This window comes from Parasphingorhabdus cellanae (assembly GCF_017498565.1).
Lineage (GTDB): Bacteria > Pseudomonadota > Alphaproteobacteria > Sphingomonadales > Sphingomonadaceae > Parasphingorhabdus > Parasphingorhabdus cellanae.
Genome location: NZ_CP071794.1, coordinates 2,004,938 through 2,021,349, shown reverse-complemented (window position 1 = coordinate 2,021,349; position 16,412 = coordinate 2,004,938). Strand labels below are relative to the sequence as shown.

The following is a 16,412-nucleotide window of genomic DNA, read 5'->3' as shown; positions in this document are numbered from 1 at the left end:
TTTCGGCTATTGGCCAGTTTCGCTGGTTTGTTCAACCGCTTGTTTCGGTAAATCTTTTAGTGGGATCAGACCTTGCTGCAAAACCCGCAGGGCATTTTCGCCCATCACCGCACGAATCTCTGTTTCGGTAAAGCCCGCTTCCATCAACGCTTGTGTGATATGGACGATGCCGCTGGTGTCGAAACGGGTGGTTACTGCCCCGTCAAAATCCCCGCCCAGCGCGATATGCTGGATGCCGACCAGATCGCGGATATGTTTGGCCGCCTTTGCGACACTTTTCGGGTCGGTGTCGCACATGGCGCCGTCCCAATAGCCAAGACCAATCAAGCCGCCGGTCGCCGCAACGCCCTTAATCTCTTCGTCCGTCAGATTGCGATTCACACCACAAACGGCTTGCACTCCGCCATGGCTGGACACGACCGGGCGACGCGCTATTTTCAGGATATCGGCCACAGTCTCGTGACTGCTGTGCGCGATATCGACGATCATGCCCTTGTCTTCCATGTCGCGGACAATCTGCCTCCCAAAATCGGTGAGACCGCCTTTTTCTTCTCCATGCATCGACCCGGCCAGTTCGTTATCGAAAAAATGCACAAGGCCAGCCATGCGCATGCCGGAATCATAAAGCGTGTCGAGATTTTCACGCTTGCCTTCCAGCGTTTGCAAGCCTTCGGCGGAGAACATCACGCCAATCGGTTTTTCAGGTCTGGTACGCGCCATGGCCAATCCATCCACATGGGACGGTGTGCTGATTGCAACCATCGCGCCATCGGAAGCAGCGACGGCCCGGTCCAATTTGGTCGCATGCCATAATTGACGTTCCAATAGAGAATTCCATGTCCGGATGGGCTGTAGCTGAGCGATAGCGAGCATTGTGATATTATCGGTTTCGGCGCTATTGCTGTCGTAATTCTGGTTTTTGGGCGTTTTGGTGACGCTGGAGAAAATTTGTAATCCGACATTGCCTTGCTGCATGCGCTGCAGGTCGACATGCCCATAATCGACACTATCCGTAATTTTGCGTTTCCACAGCAACGTATCACTATGGAGGTCAACGATCATCAGGCTGTCATGCAGCGTTTGGGCCTCGGCGGTAATTTCCGGCAATGGCTTGCCATCAATCATGTTGGTCTGCTTTTCGAATATGCTGGGTGCAAAAATGAAGAAACCGATGGCCAGGACCATTACCAATAAGAATGTGGCCGCCAGGAATTTCTTCATCCCTCTTTCCTTTTCAGGGTAACAAAAGAGAAAGCGGGCCGTCCTTGCGCGGCATCATGATGCTCTCTTTCACTTTCCTGCCAAATATCAGGATCAAAGCTTTCCATAACTGTATCGCCATCCACATCCATATGCACTTCGGTGAGTGCAATGCGATCGGCCTTTGGAAGAAAGAGCCGATAAATCTCCGCGCCGCCGATAATCGCGATATGTGGCGCATTGGCGATTTTCAAAGCCTCTTCGACATTACCCGCAGCTTCGGCGCCTTCGGCTTCCCATTCTTTGTCGCGGGTCAGCACGATATGACGACGACCCGGCAATAGTCCCGGCAAACTGTCAAAGGTTTTACGCCCCATGATCATCGGTTTACCCTGTGTCACGGATTTGAAGTGGCGCAAGTCGGCTGGCAAATGCCACGGCAAAGCGCCGTCTTTGCCGATTACGCCATTGTCGGCGCGCGCGAGGATCAGGATGATTTCAGGATGATTCATGCTATGCGCCTAGCTCAGATCAAACCATGTGCAAATCAGAAAAACAATTTCGTGACATGGCCCATTTTTCGGCCCGGGCGGCTCTCGCCTTTTCCGTAAAGATGAAGCTGGTTGGCGGAGTCTGTTAGCAGCGCCTGCCATTCACCAGCACTACCACCAATAAGATTTGTCATTTCGACTCTGTCCGCGACCAATCCGGTATCGCCCAGCGGTAATCCGCAAATCGCTCTTATGTGATTTTCAAACTGGCTGGTGATCGCGCCCTCGATGGTCCAGTGCCCGCTATTATGAACACGTGGGGCCATCTCGTTAAACACCGGTCCGTTATCCGTAGCGAAAAATTCGCAGGTCAGCACACCGACATAATCCATTGCATCTGCCATTTTGGCCGCCAGCGCCCGTGCGGCTTCTTCTTGCCTGGCAATTTCAGCGGGAGCAGGAACCAGAGACTGTGCCAAGATGCCGTCTTCATGAATATTATGCGGCGTATCCCAATAGCGGATGGCACCATCTTGTCCGCGCACAAGGATTACCGAAAATTCATGGGAGAAGGTCACAAAGCCCTCTGCAACACACGGTTGATGGGCCACGCTATCCCAATGTTTGCCCAAATCATCCCCCGGTTTTATGCGGGCTTGCCCCTTGCCATCATAGCCCATCCGGATGGTTTTCAGAATGGCGGGGGCGCCTATGTCCGCTATCGCCTTGTCCAGAGACGCGGCGTCCGTGACTTCAGCAAACGGAGCGGTCTTGCCGCCATGAGTGCGCGCATAATTTTTCTCGGCGATCCGGTTTTGCGCAATATCGAGTGCAGCTACCGGCGGATAGAGCGGGGCGCGGTCTGCTATCGCGGTAAGCGGCGCGACGGGAACATTTTCAAATTCAAAGGTGATGACGTCACAGGCATCGGCAAATTTTTCCAGCGCCGGAATATCGTCGTCCTGTGCGCAGGTAAATTCCGCCGCGACATCAGCCGCGACACTGGCTTCATCTGGCGCATAGATATGACAGCGATAGCCAAGCTGCGCAGCTGCAACCCCAAGCATCCGGCCCAATTGACCGCCGCCCAAAATGCCAATGGTCGAACCGGGAGGAAGCGGGGTCATCGCAGCCGACTATTCCGGTTGCTCGGCAACGGCGTCGCTTTGCGCGGCGCGCCATGCATCCAACCGGTCCGCCAGCGCATCGTCTTCGTTGGCGATGATTGCTGCGGCCAGTAAGGCGGCATTTTTCGCGCCAGCATCACCAATTGCCAATGTTCCTACCGGAATACCGGCGGGCATCTGCGCGATGGACAGCAAGCTATCGACGCCGTTTAAGCTACGCGACTGGATCGGCACGCCCAATACCGGTATCCGTGTCATCGCGGCGGCCATACCAGGCAAATGTGCGGCACCGCCGGCACCGGCTATGATCACTTTCAATTTTCGCGATGCGGCGGATTTGGCATAATCATATAAGCGGTCGGGTGTACGGTGCGCCGAAACAATTTTGACTTCATGCGCAATATCAAGCTGTTCCAGAATATCGGCGGCAAGACGCATGGTGGCCCAGTCGGACTGACTGCCCATGATGATTCCAATTTTCGGTCCAATTTTCTGATTGGCTTCGGTCATGCTTGCACCTGAATAGTGTCGCGGAAGCAAAACCGTTTAGCCATGAAATGGTGGTCACGCAATGCGCCAATGACGTTCTGCCATCTTTTATCACGGTACATTTGCGATAAGGCAGTTTTGTTGGTCCCGTTGGATCAATCCTATTGACTAAACAGCATTCCGTAAATTAAGAGACAGTAAAAAAACAGTAATAGTGATAAATAATATAACATCCGGGATAAGAACTTGGTTGCTGAACTTGTTGGTGAAGGGGAAATTGAAGAAAAATGCCCGCATTGTATTGTTTTTCAACTGGAAAATGCCCGATTGAAAGAAGCATTGTCTGAAATGGAACAGCGCGCCAATCATGATCCCCTGACCGAGCTTCCCAATCGCCGCTATTTTATAGAAAGTCTGGAAAAACGTATCCGGCGGTGCCAGCGCTATGGCGATAATACGGCGCTGTTGTTTCTTGATGTCGATGACTTGAAGTCGATCAACGACACCCATGGCCATGCGGCCGGGGATGCATTGCTGATCCATCTTGCCAAAATATTGAAAGACAATATCCGGGCCTGTGACATGGTCGCGCGGATCGGCGGCGATGAATTTGCGTTGCTGCTCGACAATCTGGATGCTGATCAAGTGGAGCACAAGATCCTGTCTTTGATCGATCGAATCAAGACAGCCAATCTGGTTCACGACGATCGGGTTTTAAAATTTGGGGCGGCTATTGGTTATAGCTTTGTCGGACCTGCAGACACCGTATCCGCGCTGATGTCACGGGCCGATGAAGCCATGTATCAATCGAAAAATGATAATGTCTGAGCGTGCGGCTTTTTAACGCTCCGACAAATAATAGCGTTCTTTTTCATTCAGATCATCATCCAGATCATAGATAATCGGCTGGCCCGTCGGGATTTCCAGACCGGTTATCTCATCATCCGAAATACCGGACAAATGCTTGACCAGCGCACGCAGGCTGTTGCCATGGGCAGAGATCAGAACGCGCTTGCCAGATTGCAATTCGGGCGCGATGCGGGTTTTCCAATAAGGCAATACGCGGGCAATCGTGTCTTTCAAACTCTCGGTCGCGGGGACTTCGATTCCGGCATAGCGGGGATCGGATGTCATCTGATACTCGCTATCGGCGGCCATGGGCGGCGGCGGGGTATCAAAGCTGCGGCGCCAGATATGCACCTGCTCGTCGCCATGCTTGTCGCGGGTTTCCTGTTTGTTGAGACCGGTGAGCCCGCCATAATGACGCTCGTTCAGACGGTAGTTTTTCTCCACCGGTAGCCAGAGCCGGTCCATTTCTTCCAGTGCCAGATTGAGCGTCTTGATGGCCCGGCTTTGCAGGCTGGTGAAGCACAGGTCCGACTCAATGCCTTTCGCTTTCATCAGGCGCCCAGCCTCGCGTGCTTCTTCAATGCCTTTTTCGGTGACATCCACATCCCACCAGCCGGTGAAGCGGTTTTCGAGATTCCATTGTGACTGGCCGTGACGAAGAAGGATGAGCTGAGGCATAGAATGTCCTTAATTTTGCTGTTGAGGCCTCTGTAGCGGTGAAGGCAGGGTCCGCCAAGCCAGATATTCATTCATATTGGGGCAGAAAAAGCTGAACTATTTATACAATTTCTACGCAAAATGGGGGTCAAATTGCGACGAACCGAGTGGAAAATTAGCAGCTGCGCGATCCGTCTGGCGGCGATTGCGAACGGGTGCAAATGGTCAGGTTGAGATGATGGAATCATGACCCGTAAAGCCTATGAAAAATCGGCCGTGTAGGAAAGCCTGTTTCACCAATATGGCGGCCTGGCGATCACAAGATTCGGCTAAGCGTATAGAAGGCGCCAAGCCCGCCGACCAGATAGGCAGCTGGTATCTCTGCCCACTTACGCTGATCAACTGGGGATCTGCCGATCAGCCAGAGCATCGCCAATATGAGCGCTACGAAAAGGATCTGACCGATCTCGACACCGAGATTGAACAAGAGCAGCGCCCATATTTCTTGTCCTTTAGGCAGACCGATATCAGCCAGCGCGCCAGCAAAGCCGAGACCGTGAAGCAACCCAAAGCCGAGCGCGATCAGCCAGGGCCTTCGGATGGTCAGGCTGGTCTTGCCATTCCATTTCCGCACCACTTCAACAGCGAGGAAAAATATCGAGAGCGCGATCAGCAATTCCACCGGCTCGCTCGGCAAGGTGAACAGGCCGAGCGCGGTGATCGCCAGCGTGACACTATGGCCCAGTGTGAAGGCCGAGATTACCCAGAGCAATTGGCGTGTCGGCGTCAACAGCACCAAGCCAAGCACGAACAGAAGGTGATCCCAGCCGAAAAGCATATGCTCCGCGCCGATTTGCAGATAAGCGCTGGCCGGGGATCCGCCGGGGTCGCCCAAGGCAAAAGACGCGCTGGCCGGGCGCAGGATATGAGTGGTTTCAGCGCCGTCGGCGGTGCGCAGGCGGACAAACACATCGGTGAGGGTGCGGTCTAGGCCTTCGATCGCAACGCGGCCCGAGTTGAGCTGACATGAAACCTGCCAGCTCTCGACAATCGCGTCGCCGGAAATGACTTGCCGGGTGGTTTCTGGTTGTGGGCATTGCTCGGGTAGAACGGGGCGCATCTTGAGCTTGCGGCCAGACAGGATCGGCTGTTTCCAGACCACCGTGACAATGCCATCCGATTGTGCGGTCAGTTCGAGAGCGGCTGGCCGAATTTCATGAGCGCTGGCAGGGGAGGCGAGGAGAAAGGTGCAAAGGAAGACGATGCAAAAGAAAAAGCGCTCAGGCTGAGCTTGTCGAAGCCGGTCTATAGATTTGCAGACAGCGCTCACCAGATCCTTCGACAGGCTCAGGATGAGCGCGGTGCTTGTTTTTGAAGCAGGGCCGGTCTGGATCACCGTTCGGAGTCCTCAATCACCACATCATAACCGCGCATCAGATCTTGCAGCGCCGCCTGCTTGGCCTTGCTGCTCTGGTCTTCTTTCCACGCGGCGGCGACCTCTGCCTTGATCGGTTCAAAACTGGCTTCGGCAGCGCCATCGATGGTTTCGATCCGCACCAGATGCAGCCCGAAAGCCGAACCAATGGGCTGGCTCCATTGTCCGGTTTTCAGCTTAAAGATTGCGCTGGCGAAATCCGGTCCGAACAATCGGGTGACTTCGCTTTGCGGTATCGCGGCATAGCTGCGTTTCTGGATGAAAGGATCGCCGAGGCTTCTCCATGCCGTTCCCGATTGCGCGCGCTTCAGGGTGCTGACCGCTACGCCATTAATCGCATCGCCATGTTTCTCCGGGCTGAGATATATATGCACAAATGTGCGCCGTTCTGGTGCGGCAAATTGATCGCGGTTCTGGTCAAACCATGACTCTAACTCGGCATCAGAAGGAGTGTCGGCCGTGCTTTCGCCGCTGACCAGAAAATCCATCTTCTGGGCCAGTCGGCGCTTGATAATGGTGTCGTCATCGCCGAGACCAAGCCGCTCGGCTTCGCGCACCAGCACTTCCTGTTGCACATATTGGTCGATAATCTGCTGCTTGTCCTCACCGGTCGGCAAGCGGCCAGCCGTATTGGCCCATAGCACGCTCAGCCGGTCTATCTCGGCAGCGCTAACCGTGATCGTCCGGCCCTGCTCGCCCTGATAGCTGCTCCAGACATGATTTATCGCGACCAGCGCTAGCCCGATCAGAACAAAATGCGTGATCGGATCTCGGAGGGCTTTTTTCAATATGCTCATGGCTTTGCTATGATCTCAAACTGCGCTCTCCCTGAGCTTGTCGAAGGGCCTTGAGACCGGCTTCGACAGGCTCAGCCTGAGCGCCAATGGATATTTAGGGCTGCGATCAGGCCTTGGTCGGCACATACCAGATGGGTGATGACCAGGCGCGTTCCTGAATGGTTTTCTGCAACGCCGGGTTAGGCGGTACGCCTGCGCGTATGGCATCCCATGTCGACCAGCGGCAAACCGGATTTTCGAGCACGCGGACATAATAGGAAGCGCGTTGCCCCGCCTTATGGTCCGGGTCACGCCAGAAGGTCTTCAATTCCGGTGCGCCTTTGTCGGTGGAGATGGAGCAATCCATCAGATTGACCGTTGCGCCGTTATCGGGACAGCGGGCCGTGGCCGGATCAACCGTGCCGCCGTCGGAACAGGCCACATCGAACACTTTCTCATTGGTCTTACCGCCGTCCGTCCAGACTTTGACAATCTGTAATCTTTGCAACGGCGCGCTCATCGCATCACGCATGGCCCAGACGATAAAGCCGGGGGCCTGTCCCTGACCAACCAGGTCTCCGCCCATGGTCACGCCATTTTTATAGGCTTTGGACACCATGTCGGGATCATCCAGCATCGCGGCATCAAAACCAAAACCGCCGAAGAAGCGCAATTTGATGCGTGTGCCGGTGGTGGCATAAGTTTCCTTGCGGCGCATGGCGTCAAATATAGCCTCGCGGGTATTTTCTTCCGCCCAGACCGCCGCATAGCCAGACGCGCCCCAGCGGGAGAACCAGTTCGCGGCGCGGGGATCAACCGTCACGCCCTCCCAGCTTTTCTTGCCCCCCGGGGGAACCGAGCCGCGTGCTTCCGGCGTGCCGTCAACGACGCCAACTTTTGACCAGAAATTTTTCTCGTCAAACGAACCGCCAGCAACATGGGTATCAGTGGACCCGATCAGGCCGAATTGGAAAGGATTGCCGCCAATTTTGTCCTCCAGCATCAGGCCATTGGCATAAGCCTGCCGGACGTAATCGCCGCTGCTTGTCTTGGACTTGATCTGTGAGGACAGCAGATATTCGTAGATACCGAAATCGGCCCATTCATCATTGGGGGAAAGCGACGGATGGGTTTCCGATGTGCCTTTAACCTGGGTGATCTCGACAATCGGCTCGTTGCGCATGCGCTGATCAGCATAGGCTTTGGTCAGCGGCTGGCCATTATAGGTTTCCAGCTTGAACATCTCGCCGTCAGACACATTGCTGTTATGCGGGATCGAAAGCCCGTCATTCCCGGCGGCGCGCTGCTCGTCCATCCAGTTCCACAAATCTTCGGGATTGGTCGAATCCAGCGTTCCGAAAGGCATGTCGGGGGCCGATCCGCGGAACACGACATTGCGGTGGAGATTGCCGCCTGCAAAACCACCGCCTTCACCCTGTGTCACTCTGGTGGCCGTATATTCATAGGCGGAAAAGGTCGTGAACTTGCCCGGCTGATAATATTTGTCTGCTGCGTCGACAGTGGCTTTCCAAACGTCGCCGACAATTTTCGGATCATAGACACCGTCCATCTTGCGGCCATCGCGCACGGCGCCGCCGATCAATTGAAACGCGGCGATGATCTTGTCCGGGTCGGCGCTGAACATATCCTTCGCCATCTCAAGCTTGGAAATTTCAGTGCCTTCGTTATCCATCGCGGGCAGGTGGCCCAGATAGGCCGCGTGATCGGTCACCGCCATGAAATCCAGCGCCGGGCCTTCAAGTTTCAGGTCATAGCCGGACGGATGCGTAATGCCTTCGCCCATGCCGAATTTATACGCGTCTTCCGGTGTCGTGCGGACATTGAAAATATAGGCGTCAAAGCTGTTGCGCGTATGGATATGCAAGTCGCCGAAATAGACATTGCGGTCGGGATTGGGTTGCTCGGCCGTTTCGCCCGGTGCCAAAGCCACATCGCCTTGCGCGATAGAATCACTATCACTGGCATCACTATTGGTGGAACAGCCAACCATCAGCGCGCCAATCGCGGTTAAGCTCAAAAGATTGCGTGTCATATCTTTCCCCTCCGGTGCGTCTCATTGATCGGACACATCCTTCTCATACCCCTTTTTACACCATTCTACCATATGGCTTTACAGTGACGAGAAACCCCTGTTTCTCTAATACCACAGCGCTCTTTAATCTACGCGAGATTGCACTTCAGCGGTTGATTTAATGGCCCAGTTAAATGACTGATGCAAGCGTAGCCGCGGCAAATAAGACCATTCCCCACCCATCCCCACGAAAATGGCATGCTGTGGTTACGTTCAACTGGAGAGAATGATTATGAAGAGTATGAATCGCGTCCTCATGGCTGCCCTTTGCAGCACGGCCCCCATCGCATCAATCACCCCCGCCTATGCACAAGATCAACAAGATCAAAGCGCGGAAGAAACGGTGGATGATAATATCATCATCGTGACCGCTACCCGTCGCGCCCAGGATGTGCAGGATATTCCCGTGGCAGTGACGGCGGTCAGCCCGGTGCAACTGGAACGGCAGGGCGTGGTCAATGTTCAGGATATCACGCAGGTCTCACCCAGCTTCTCAACCTCCAATGCGCAAGCCGCCTCAGGCACGGTGGTGCTGCAAATCAGAGGCATTGGCACAACCTCCAATAATATCGGTTTTGAAAGCGCCGTCGGGATATTTGTTGACGGTGTTTATCAGTCCCGTCCCGGCATTGCCCTTTCCGAATTTGTTGACGTGGAACGGGTCGAAGTTCTGCGCGGACCCCAGGGCACGCTATTTGGACGCAATACCTCAGCCGGGGCGTTGACGATCACCAACGTGCGGCCGGATGTCAGTGAATTTGGCGGTTTTGTTAATGCGACCTATGGCAATCATGATCTGATAAATGTGCAAGGCGCCATCAATGTTCCGATCGTGCAGGACACACTGGCGCTGCGTTTGACGGGTGCCTATCGGGAGCGCGACGGCTTTATCGATGTGGTCGATGAAACCGGCAAAATCGGGGAGTCCAACGAACAAGACCAGTATCTTATTCGTGGCCAGCTTGGCTATGAAGGCGATAGCGGCCTGACGGTCCGTGTAATCGGGGATTTTCAGAAAAGCACAGCCAATTGCTGTTCTGCGGTAGAATTGCTGGCATCGCCTCTGGAAACATCAGGCTTGTTTGAGGCGGTGGGTCTTGGCCCGCGCGGCGGACAGTTTCAACCCAATACCGGGCAAGAGGCAGCGGATGACCGGATTGCTTCCGCCAATTTCGCGCCGCGCGGCAATCTGGAACAATGGGGTGTGACCGGAGAGATTGAGTTCCCGATTAGCGACAATGCCGACATTATCTATATTGGCTCCTATCGCGAATTTGACAGCCGGGAATCTTACGACTCTGATTTTACGGCCCTGGATATATTCGATGTTGATCTGGCGCGGGCCAACATCAACACCATGACCCACGAACTCAGGGTGCAGGGCGAGGCCTTTGACGGCAAGCTGAACTGGCTGGTTGGCGGTTATTATTCGGATGAAGATATCGAGCAGGATGTCAGCTTTTCTTTGGGCGATGATTATGACGCATTGGTCGGCGCGCTTTTTCAGGGCGCCTTGGGTGCCAATCCGCTTGAACAATTATCCGGCGGGATCGATCCCACGGTCGTGACAGCGACCAACAGCTATGCCCAGAGCAGCAAAAGCTGGTCCTTGTTTACGCATAATACATTGGAAATTGTCGACGGTTTGGAACTGACGGTGGGCCTGCGCTATTCTGACGAGAGCAAGGATGGCAGTTTTGAGCAAACAGCCATTAATAACCCGCTTTGCACCAATATTCGGGCGGCTTTTCAAGCTAATCCTACTGCCGTTCCTCGAGACGCGGTAGCATTGGGGTGTTTTGCCTTTCTTGCTCCGGCAGTAGGGTCCGATACGACCGATACGGAAATTCCCTTTGCATTTTTGCCGCGACCCTTTGCCGGTGAGTTTAATGACAGCGAACTCATCTATACCGGTAAAATTGCTTATGAATTTGCAGCGCCGATCAATATCTATGCCAGCTTTACGCATGGTTATAAGTCCGGCGGGTTCAACCTCGATTCAACTGCTGCGGCGGGCGGCGGCGATCCGCGCTTTGATTCCGAAGAAGTCGATGCCTATGAAGTCGGTTTGAAGGCCAAGTTTCTCGACAACCGAGTGACTTTGAATGTTGCCGGCTTCCATGAAGAATTTACGAATTTTCAAATTCTCGAATTTACCGGCACTCAGTTCCAGACATTCAATGTACCGAAAGCGAAAACCACGGGCGTTGAAATTGAAACGGTCATTCGTCCTGATGATAATTTCACGATGAATGCTGGCCTTACCTATACGGACGCGAGATATCCCAATGACTGTGCCGGTGATTTGACCGATCTTCAGGTTCAGAATCTATGCGGTGCTTCTCTCACCAATGCTCCGGACATTGTCGCCATCGCAGGAGCCACTTATGAACGGGATATTGGAAGCAATCTCGACTTTTTCCTCAACGGTCAAATTCGCATGGAAAGCGATCGGCGGACATCTACCCAGCCGTCTAATCCTGGGAATCTAGACGACCAGACGCCACTCGCTTTCGATATTCAGGATGGCAATACCAAGATTAACCTGCGCGCCGGTATCGGCAGCCAGGATGATCTGTGGGGGATCGAAGCGTGGGTCAACAATCTGACCAATGAAGTGACACGCGGTGTGACCTTCAACACCGTCCTGCGCTCGGGATCGCGCTCGGCCTATATTCAGGAACCACGCACATTTGGTGTCACGTTGCGCGGAAAATTCTAATAGTTTAGCCGTTTAGGGGGCATTTCGTCAGCATGATTGGGGCCGGTATTCCGGCCCCTTTTTTGCGTGCTCAGCCTGTTCGTAACCGCCAGATGGTATGATAATAGCATCATATATACCACAGATTGTGTGTTGATGGGCTTGTCGCGCCGGAAATCCTGCTATTTCGCATTGTATCATTTTTACCACGGCCCGCCATTTTCTGCACAATAATGTGCATATCGTCTTGATTTAATAGCCCGACTAAACGACCTATGCTCGTGAAACCAATGCAATGAGATCATGCTCCTTCCCCAAAATACAGGGACAAATGGCAAGCGGCGGTGAGTTTAACGGGAGAGAATAGTTATGAAAAGTTTGAATCGCGTCCTCATGGCAGCATTGTGCACAAGCGCTATGACAGCGCCAGCTTACGCACAAGATCAAGGCGCTGAAGAAACAGTTGATGATAATGTCATCATCGTGACCGCGACCCGCCGTGCAGAAGATGTGCAGGACATTCCTATTGCTGTGACCGCGGTTAGCCCCGTCCAGCTGGAACAGCAGGGCGTTGTCAACGTTCAAAATATCGGCAGCGTATCTCCAAGCTTCTCAACCTCCAATGCGCAGATCGCATCTGGTTCGGTGGTTTTGCGCATCAGAGGCGTTGGTACCACCTCCAACAATATTGGCTTTGAATCCGCCGTCGGTATTTTTGTCGATGGTGTATATCAGTCGCGCCCCGGTGTCGCACTTTCCGAATTTGTCGACGTGGAACGGGTGGAAGTTCTGCGCGGACCGCAAGGCACGTTGTTCGGACGTAATACTTCGGCTGGTGCACTGAATATCACCAACAAACGCCCCGATGTTTCGGAATTTGGCGGTTTTGTGAACGCTAGCTACGGCAATTATGATCTGGTCAGTGTGCAAGGCGCTGTTAACGTACCGGTTGTTGAAGACACATTGGCCGTTCGTTTGACTGGCGCTTATCGTCAGCGCGATGGCTATATCGATGTGGTCGATGGCGCGGGCAATGACATTGGCGATACCAATGATATCGATCAATATCTGATCCGCGGCCAAATCGGCTATGAAGGCGATAGCGGTCTGACCGTTCGTTTGATCGGTGACTATTCCAAGAGTACATCCAGCTGCTGTGGTGCGGTAGAGCTTTTGGCATCGCCGCTGGCCATTGGCGGCATGGCTGCTCCTAATGTTGCGACGACACCATTTGATCAGACAGCTGCTGAACAGGCGTTGGATGACCGGGTTGCAACGATGAGCTTTCTGCCGCAAGCGGACGTTGATCAATGGGGCGTGAGTGCAGAAGTCGAATTCCCACTCGGCGACAATGCAGATGTGATCTATATTGGTTCCTATCGTGATTTTGAATCGGTTGAATCCTATGACTCCGACTTTTCCGGTTTGAGTGTATTCGACATTGACCGGCTGAACACCGAAATCACCACAATGACCCACGAGCTGCGCTTTCAGGGTGAATTGTTTGATGGCCGGTTAAGCTGGTTGGTTGGTGCTTATTATTCTGACGAAGAAATTCGCCAGCAGACCGATTTCTCGCTGGGCGCAGAATATGACGCGCTTGTTGGCGCGATCTTCGGCGGTGCGGCAGGACCAGCACCGTTGACGCTATTCTCTGGGGTTAGCCCAGCGACGGTGACAGCGACCAATGCTTATGCGCAGGATAGTGAGAGCTTCTCTTTCTTTACGCATAACACGCTTGAAATTACCGACAGTTTGGATCTCACCGTCGGCCTGCGTTATTCGGATGAAAGCAAGACCGGCAGTTTCAGCCAGCCTGCTTCCAATAATGGCGTTTGCCCGGCAATCGTCAGCAACCTTGGCGGCGTAACACCTCCAGGTGCGGCACCAATTCCGCCATCCTCTCCAGCAACGGACGGATTGCGTAACGGTTTGTTCGGCCTGGGTTGTTTTGCCTTTGTTGCTCCTGCCGATTTGCCAGGATCTGCAACGGCACCCGGCAACGGGCTTCCCTTGCCACGGACCTATTCGGATGAGTTTAACGACAGCGAGTTGATCTACACGGTCAAGGCTTCTTACCAATTTGCTGATCCGATCAACATTTATGCCAGCTTCACCCATGGTTATAAATCGGGTGGTTTCAACCTGGACTCAACGGCAGCGGTTAACGGAGCCGATCCGAGCTTCCTTTCCGAAGAAGTCGATGCCTATGAAATCGGGCTGAAAGGCAAATTCCTTGATAATGCTGTGACGTTAAACGTCGCGGCTTTCTATCAGGAATTCTCGAACTTCCAGGTTCTGGAATTCACCGGTGCTCAGTTCCAGACGTTCAACGTGCCAAAAGCGGAAACGCAAGGCGTTGAAATCGAAGCGGTTATCCGGCCTGACGATAATTTCACCGTCAACGCTGGTGTCACTTATACCGACGCCAACTATCCTAATGACTGTGCGGGAACGCAAACGTCAAACAATGTGCTTTCGCTATGCGGAAACTCATTGACCAACGCGCCTCAGATTGTTGCCATCACCGGCGCAACCTATGAGCGTGATCTTGGCGACAGTCTCGATTTCTTCCTGAACGGCCAGGTCCGTTTTGAAAGCGATCGCCGGACATCGACGCAAGCGTTTGATCCATCCGATCTGACAACGCGGACTCCGGTTCCATTTGATGTTCAGGACGGTAACGTCAAAATCAACTTGCGCGCCGGTATCGGTAGCCAGGATGATAGCTGGGGCATCGAAGCCTGGGTACAGAACCTGACCAACGAAACCACACGCGGTGTTACGTTCAACACCGTGCTGCGCGGCGGTTCACGCTCTGCATTCCCGCAAGAGCCACGGACATTTGGTGTGACCCTTCGCGGCGCATTCTAAGGTTTTAAACAATTCGGGGGCATTTCGTCACCACAAGGAGGGGCCGGTTTTTCCGGCCCCTTTTTATTGTTGCTATGGTCAATGCCGGTTGCGTGAGATGATCATCGGTGCAAAAGTCATCCCGATGAGCAGCTATAGTTTTCAAACCGTGCCGGTCCTGCATTTTGGCGAGGGCTGTCTTTCGCTTTTGGCCAATCAGATTGCGGCACTTGGGGCTAACCGCCCGCTGATCGTGACTGACAAAGGCATTATTGGTGCCGGCCTGATCACGCCGGTGGAAAAGGCACTGAGTGACGCTGGATTGACCGCGCAAATATTTGACGCTGTGATTGCTGATCCGCCGGAAGCCATAGTCGAGCAAGCCATTGATATGGCGAAGACCGCAGAGGCCGACATTGTCATCGGTCTGGGCGGCGGCAGTTCGCTGGATACGGCTAAGGTGGTTGCTGCGCTGGCCGTTGAGGGCGCGCAAAGTCTTTCCGAAATCTATGGTGTTGCCCAATTGGCGCGCAAGGGGCTCCCCACCATATTGATCCCAACAACATCGGGCACCGGTTCTGAAGTGACTGCTATCTCTATCCTGACCACTGGCGAAACGACCAAGGCGGGTATCGTCTCACCGCATCTGTTTGCCGATGCTGCAATCCTGGACCCTTCGCTGACACTTGACCTTCCTGCTGACGTCACCGCAGCGACCGGCATTGATGCCATGGTCCATGCGATTGAAGCCTTTACGGGCCGGCACGCAAAAAACCCGGTCTCCGATATGCTGGCGATTGAGGCGCTTAAGCTTCTTACCGCCCACATAGAATCCGCCTGTTCGGACGGGTCTAATATGGTTGCCCGTGAAGCGATGCTGCGCGGGTCCATGCTGGCGGGACAGGCTTTTGCAAACTCGCCGGTCGGCGCGATCCATGCGCTCGCTTATCCGCTCGGCGGGATTTATCATATCCCGCACGGGCTCTCCAACGCGCTCGTCATGCCGCATATCATGCAGTTCAATCTGGAGGCTGCGGCCCCGCTCTACGCGGAATTGGCCGATGCGCTGGACGTGCCGAAAGCGGGTCCGAACAGTGCGGAAGCCCGGGCGCAGGAATTGATCGATTATCTCGAAGGCTTGGCCGTAAAGGTGAACGCGCCCCGTCGCTTGCGTGAAGTCGGCATCACTCAAGACGCGGTGGACGAGCTGGCAGAGGCCGCCATGTTGCAGACAAGGCTACTCGTCAACAATCCCAAAGAATTGGATCTCGCCGATGCCAAGCGGATCTACGCCGATGCCTGGTAAAGAGCGCACCCCACCGCCCGTGTGGGATGATTATCGCGATGGCTCATCCATCACCACCCGCTGGAATGACAATGATCCCTATGGTCATGTCAACAATGCGGTCTATTATTTCTGGTTTGATAGCGCGGTGAATCGCTATCTTATCGAGCAAAGCGCGCTCGACATTGAAAAGAGCGATGTCATCGGGTTGGTCGTGCAGACCTCGTGCGAATATTTTGCACCTATCGCCTTTCCCGATCTGGTCGAGGCACGCATCCGCGTCGAGAAGCTTGGCCGGACCAGCGTGACCTATGGGGTCGGCTTGTTTCGCGGCGATGAGAAGACCGCATCGGCGGCAGGCAGCTTCACCCATGTCTATGTGGACCGGGAGAACAGGCGGCCAACGCCGCTGTCCGCACCCTTGCGTTCTGCGCTGGAATTGATAACCCTTTAACTG

13 protein-coding genes are annotated in these 16,412 nt (G+C 54.1%); 5 read left to right on the top strand and 8 right to left on the bottom strand.

Features of this window, described 5'->3' with window-relative positions; translation table 11 throughout:
- Positions 1-6: 6 nt before the first annotated feature.
- The 4 genes from J4G78_RS09570 to purE are packed head-to-tail and all read right to left on the bottom strand — an operon-like array spanning position 7 to position 3,328.
- On the bottom strand, positions 7-1,221 hold the full coding sequence (locus tag J4G78_RS09570) for a dipeptidase (RefSeq protein ID WP_207986373.1): 1,215 nt from the start codon (positions 1,219-1,221) through the stop codon (positions 7-9).
- Positions 1,218-1,712, bottom strand: a complete 495-nt coding sequence (locus J4G78_RS09565; protein WP_207986372.1) for a dihydrofolate reductase — start codon at positions 1,710-1,712, stop codon at positions 1,218-1,220. The genes J4G78_RS09570 and J4G78_RS09565 overlap by 4 nt, the downstream gene beginning before the upstream one ends.
- Positions 1,713-1,747: 35 nt before the next feature.
- A complete protein-coding gene (locus J4G78_RS09560) occupies positions 1,748-2,818 on the bottom strand; it encodes a 5-(carboxyamino)imidazole ribonucleotide synthase (protein ID WP_207986371.1) in 1,071 nt (356 codons plus the stop codon).
- Between the two features lie 9 nt (positions 2,819-2,827).
- The gene (gene purE, locus J4G78_RS09555; RefSeq protein WP_207986370.1) at positions 2,828-3,328 is read right to left on the bottom strand and encodes a 5-(carboxyamino)imidazole ribonucleotide mutase; all 501 of its coding nucleotides are present in this window, start codon (positions 3,326-3,328) and stop codon (positions 2,828-2,830) included.
- 225 nt (positions 3,329-3,553) lie between these two features.
- On the opposite strand from purE, the gene J4G78_RS09550 reads away from it, so the two are divergent.
- Positions 3,554-4,135: a GGDEF domain-containing protein gene (locus tag J4G78_RS09550; RefSeq protein ID WP_207986369.1), complete on the top strand. Its 582-nt coding sequence runs from the start codon at positions 3,554-3,556 to the stop codon at positions 4,133-4,135.
- 12 nt (positions 4,136-4,147) lie between these two features.
- Here the strand turns inward: J4G78_RS09550 and gpmA are convergent, their stop codons facing one another.
- The 4 genes from gpmA to J4G78_RS09530 all read right to left on the bottom strand — a co-directional run bounded on the left by gpmA (position 4,148) and on the right by J4G78_RS09530 (position 9,077).
- Positions 4,148-4,834, bottom strand: a complete 687-nt coding sequence (gene gpmA, locus J4G78_RS09545) for a 2,3-diphosphoglycerate-dependent phosphoglycerate mutase (protein ID WP_207986368.1) — start codon at positions 4,832-4,834, stop codon at positions 4,148-4,150.
- A 295-nt stretch (positions 4,835-5,129) separates the two neighbouring features.
- Complete coding sequence (locus J4G78_RS09540; protein ID WP_207986367.1) at positions 5,130-6,209, bottom strand: HupE/UreJ family protein; 1,080 nt, start codon at positions 6,207-6,209, stop codon at positions 5,130-5,132.
- Positions 6,206-7,045: a peptidylprolyl isomerase gene (locus J4G78_RS09535; protein WP_207986366.1), complete on the bottom strand. Its 840-nt coding sequence runs from the start codon at positions 7,043-7,045 to the stop codon at positions 6,206-6,208. Before J4G78_RS09535 ends, J4G78_RS09540 begins: the two co-directional genes overlap by 4 nt.
- Positions 7,046-7,151: 106 nt before the next feature.
- Positions 7,152-9,077, bottom strand: a complete 1,926-nt coding sequence (locus tag J4G78_RS09530; RefSeq protein ID WP_207986365.1) for a DUF3604 domain-containing protein — start codon at positions 9,075-9,077, stop codon at positions 7,152-7,154.
- 271 nt (positions 9,078-9,348) lie between these two features.
- Between J4G78_RS09530 and J4G78_RS09525 the strand changes: the two genes are divergently transcribed.
- From J4G78_RS09525 to J4G78_RS09510, 4 genes are all read left to right on the top strand, one after another.
- Entirely contained in the window at positions 9,349-11,838 is a 2,490-nt protein-coding gene (locus tag J4G78_RS09525; RefSeq protein ID WP_243457043.1) for a TonB-dependent receptor, read from the top strand.
- Between the two features lie 348 nt (positions 11,839-12,186).
- On the top strand, positions 12,187-14,691 hold the full coding sequence (locus J4G78_RS09520; RefSeq protein WP_243457042.1) for a TonB-dependent receptor: 2,505 nt from the start codon (positions 12,187-12,189) through the stop codon (positions 14,689-14,691).
- A 97-nt stretch (positions 14,692-14,788) separates the two neighbouring features.
- A complete protein-coding gene (locus J4G78_RS09515) occupies positions 14,789-15,976 on the top strand; it encodes an iron-containing alcohol dehydrogenase (RefSeq protein WP_243457312.1) in 1,188 nt (395 codons plus the stop codon).
- Positions 15,966-16,409 (top strand): acyl-CoA thioesterase, encoded by a 444-nt coding sequence (locus J4G78_RS09510; protein ID WP_207986363.1) that lies wholly within the window; start codon positions 15,966-15,968, stop codon positions 16,407-16,409. The genes J4G78_RS09515 and J4G78_RS09510 overlap by 11 nt, the downstream gene beginning before the upstream one ends.
- The last annotated feature ends 3 nt before the right edge of the window (positions 16,410-16,412 follow it).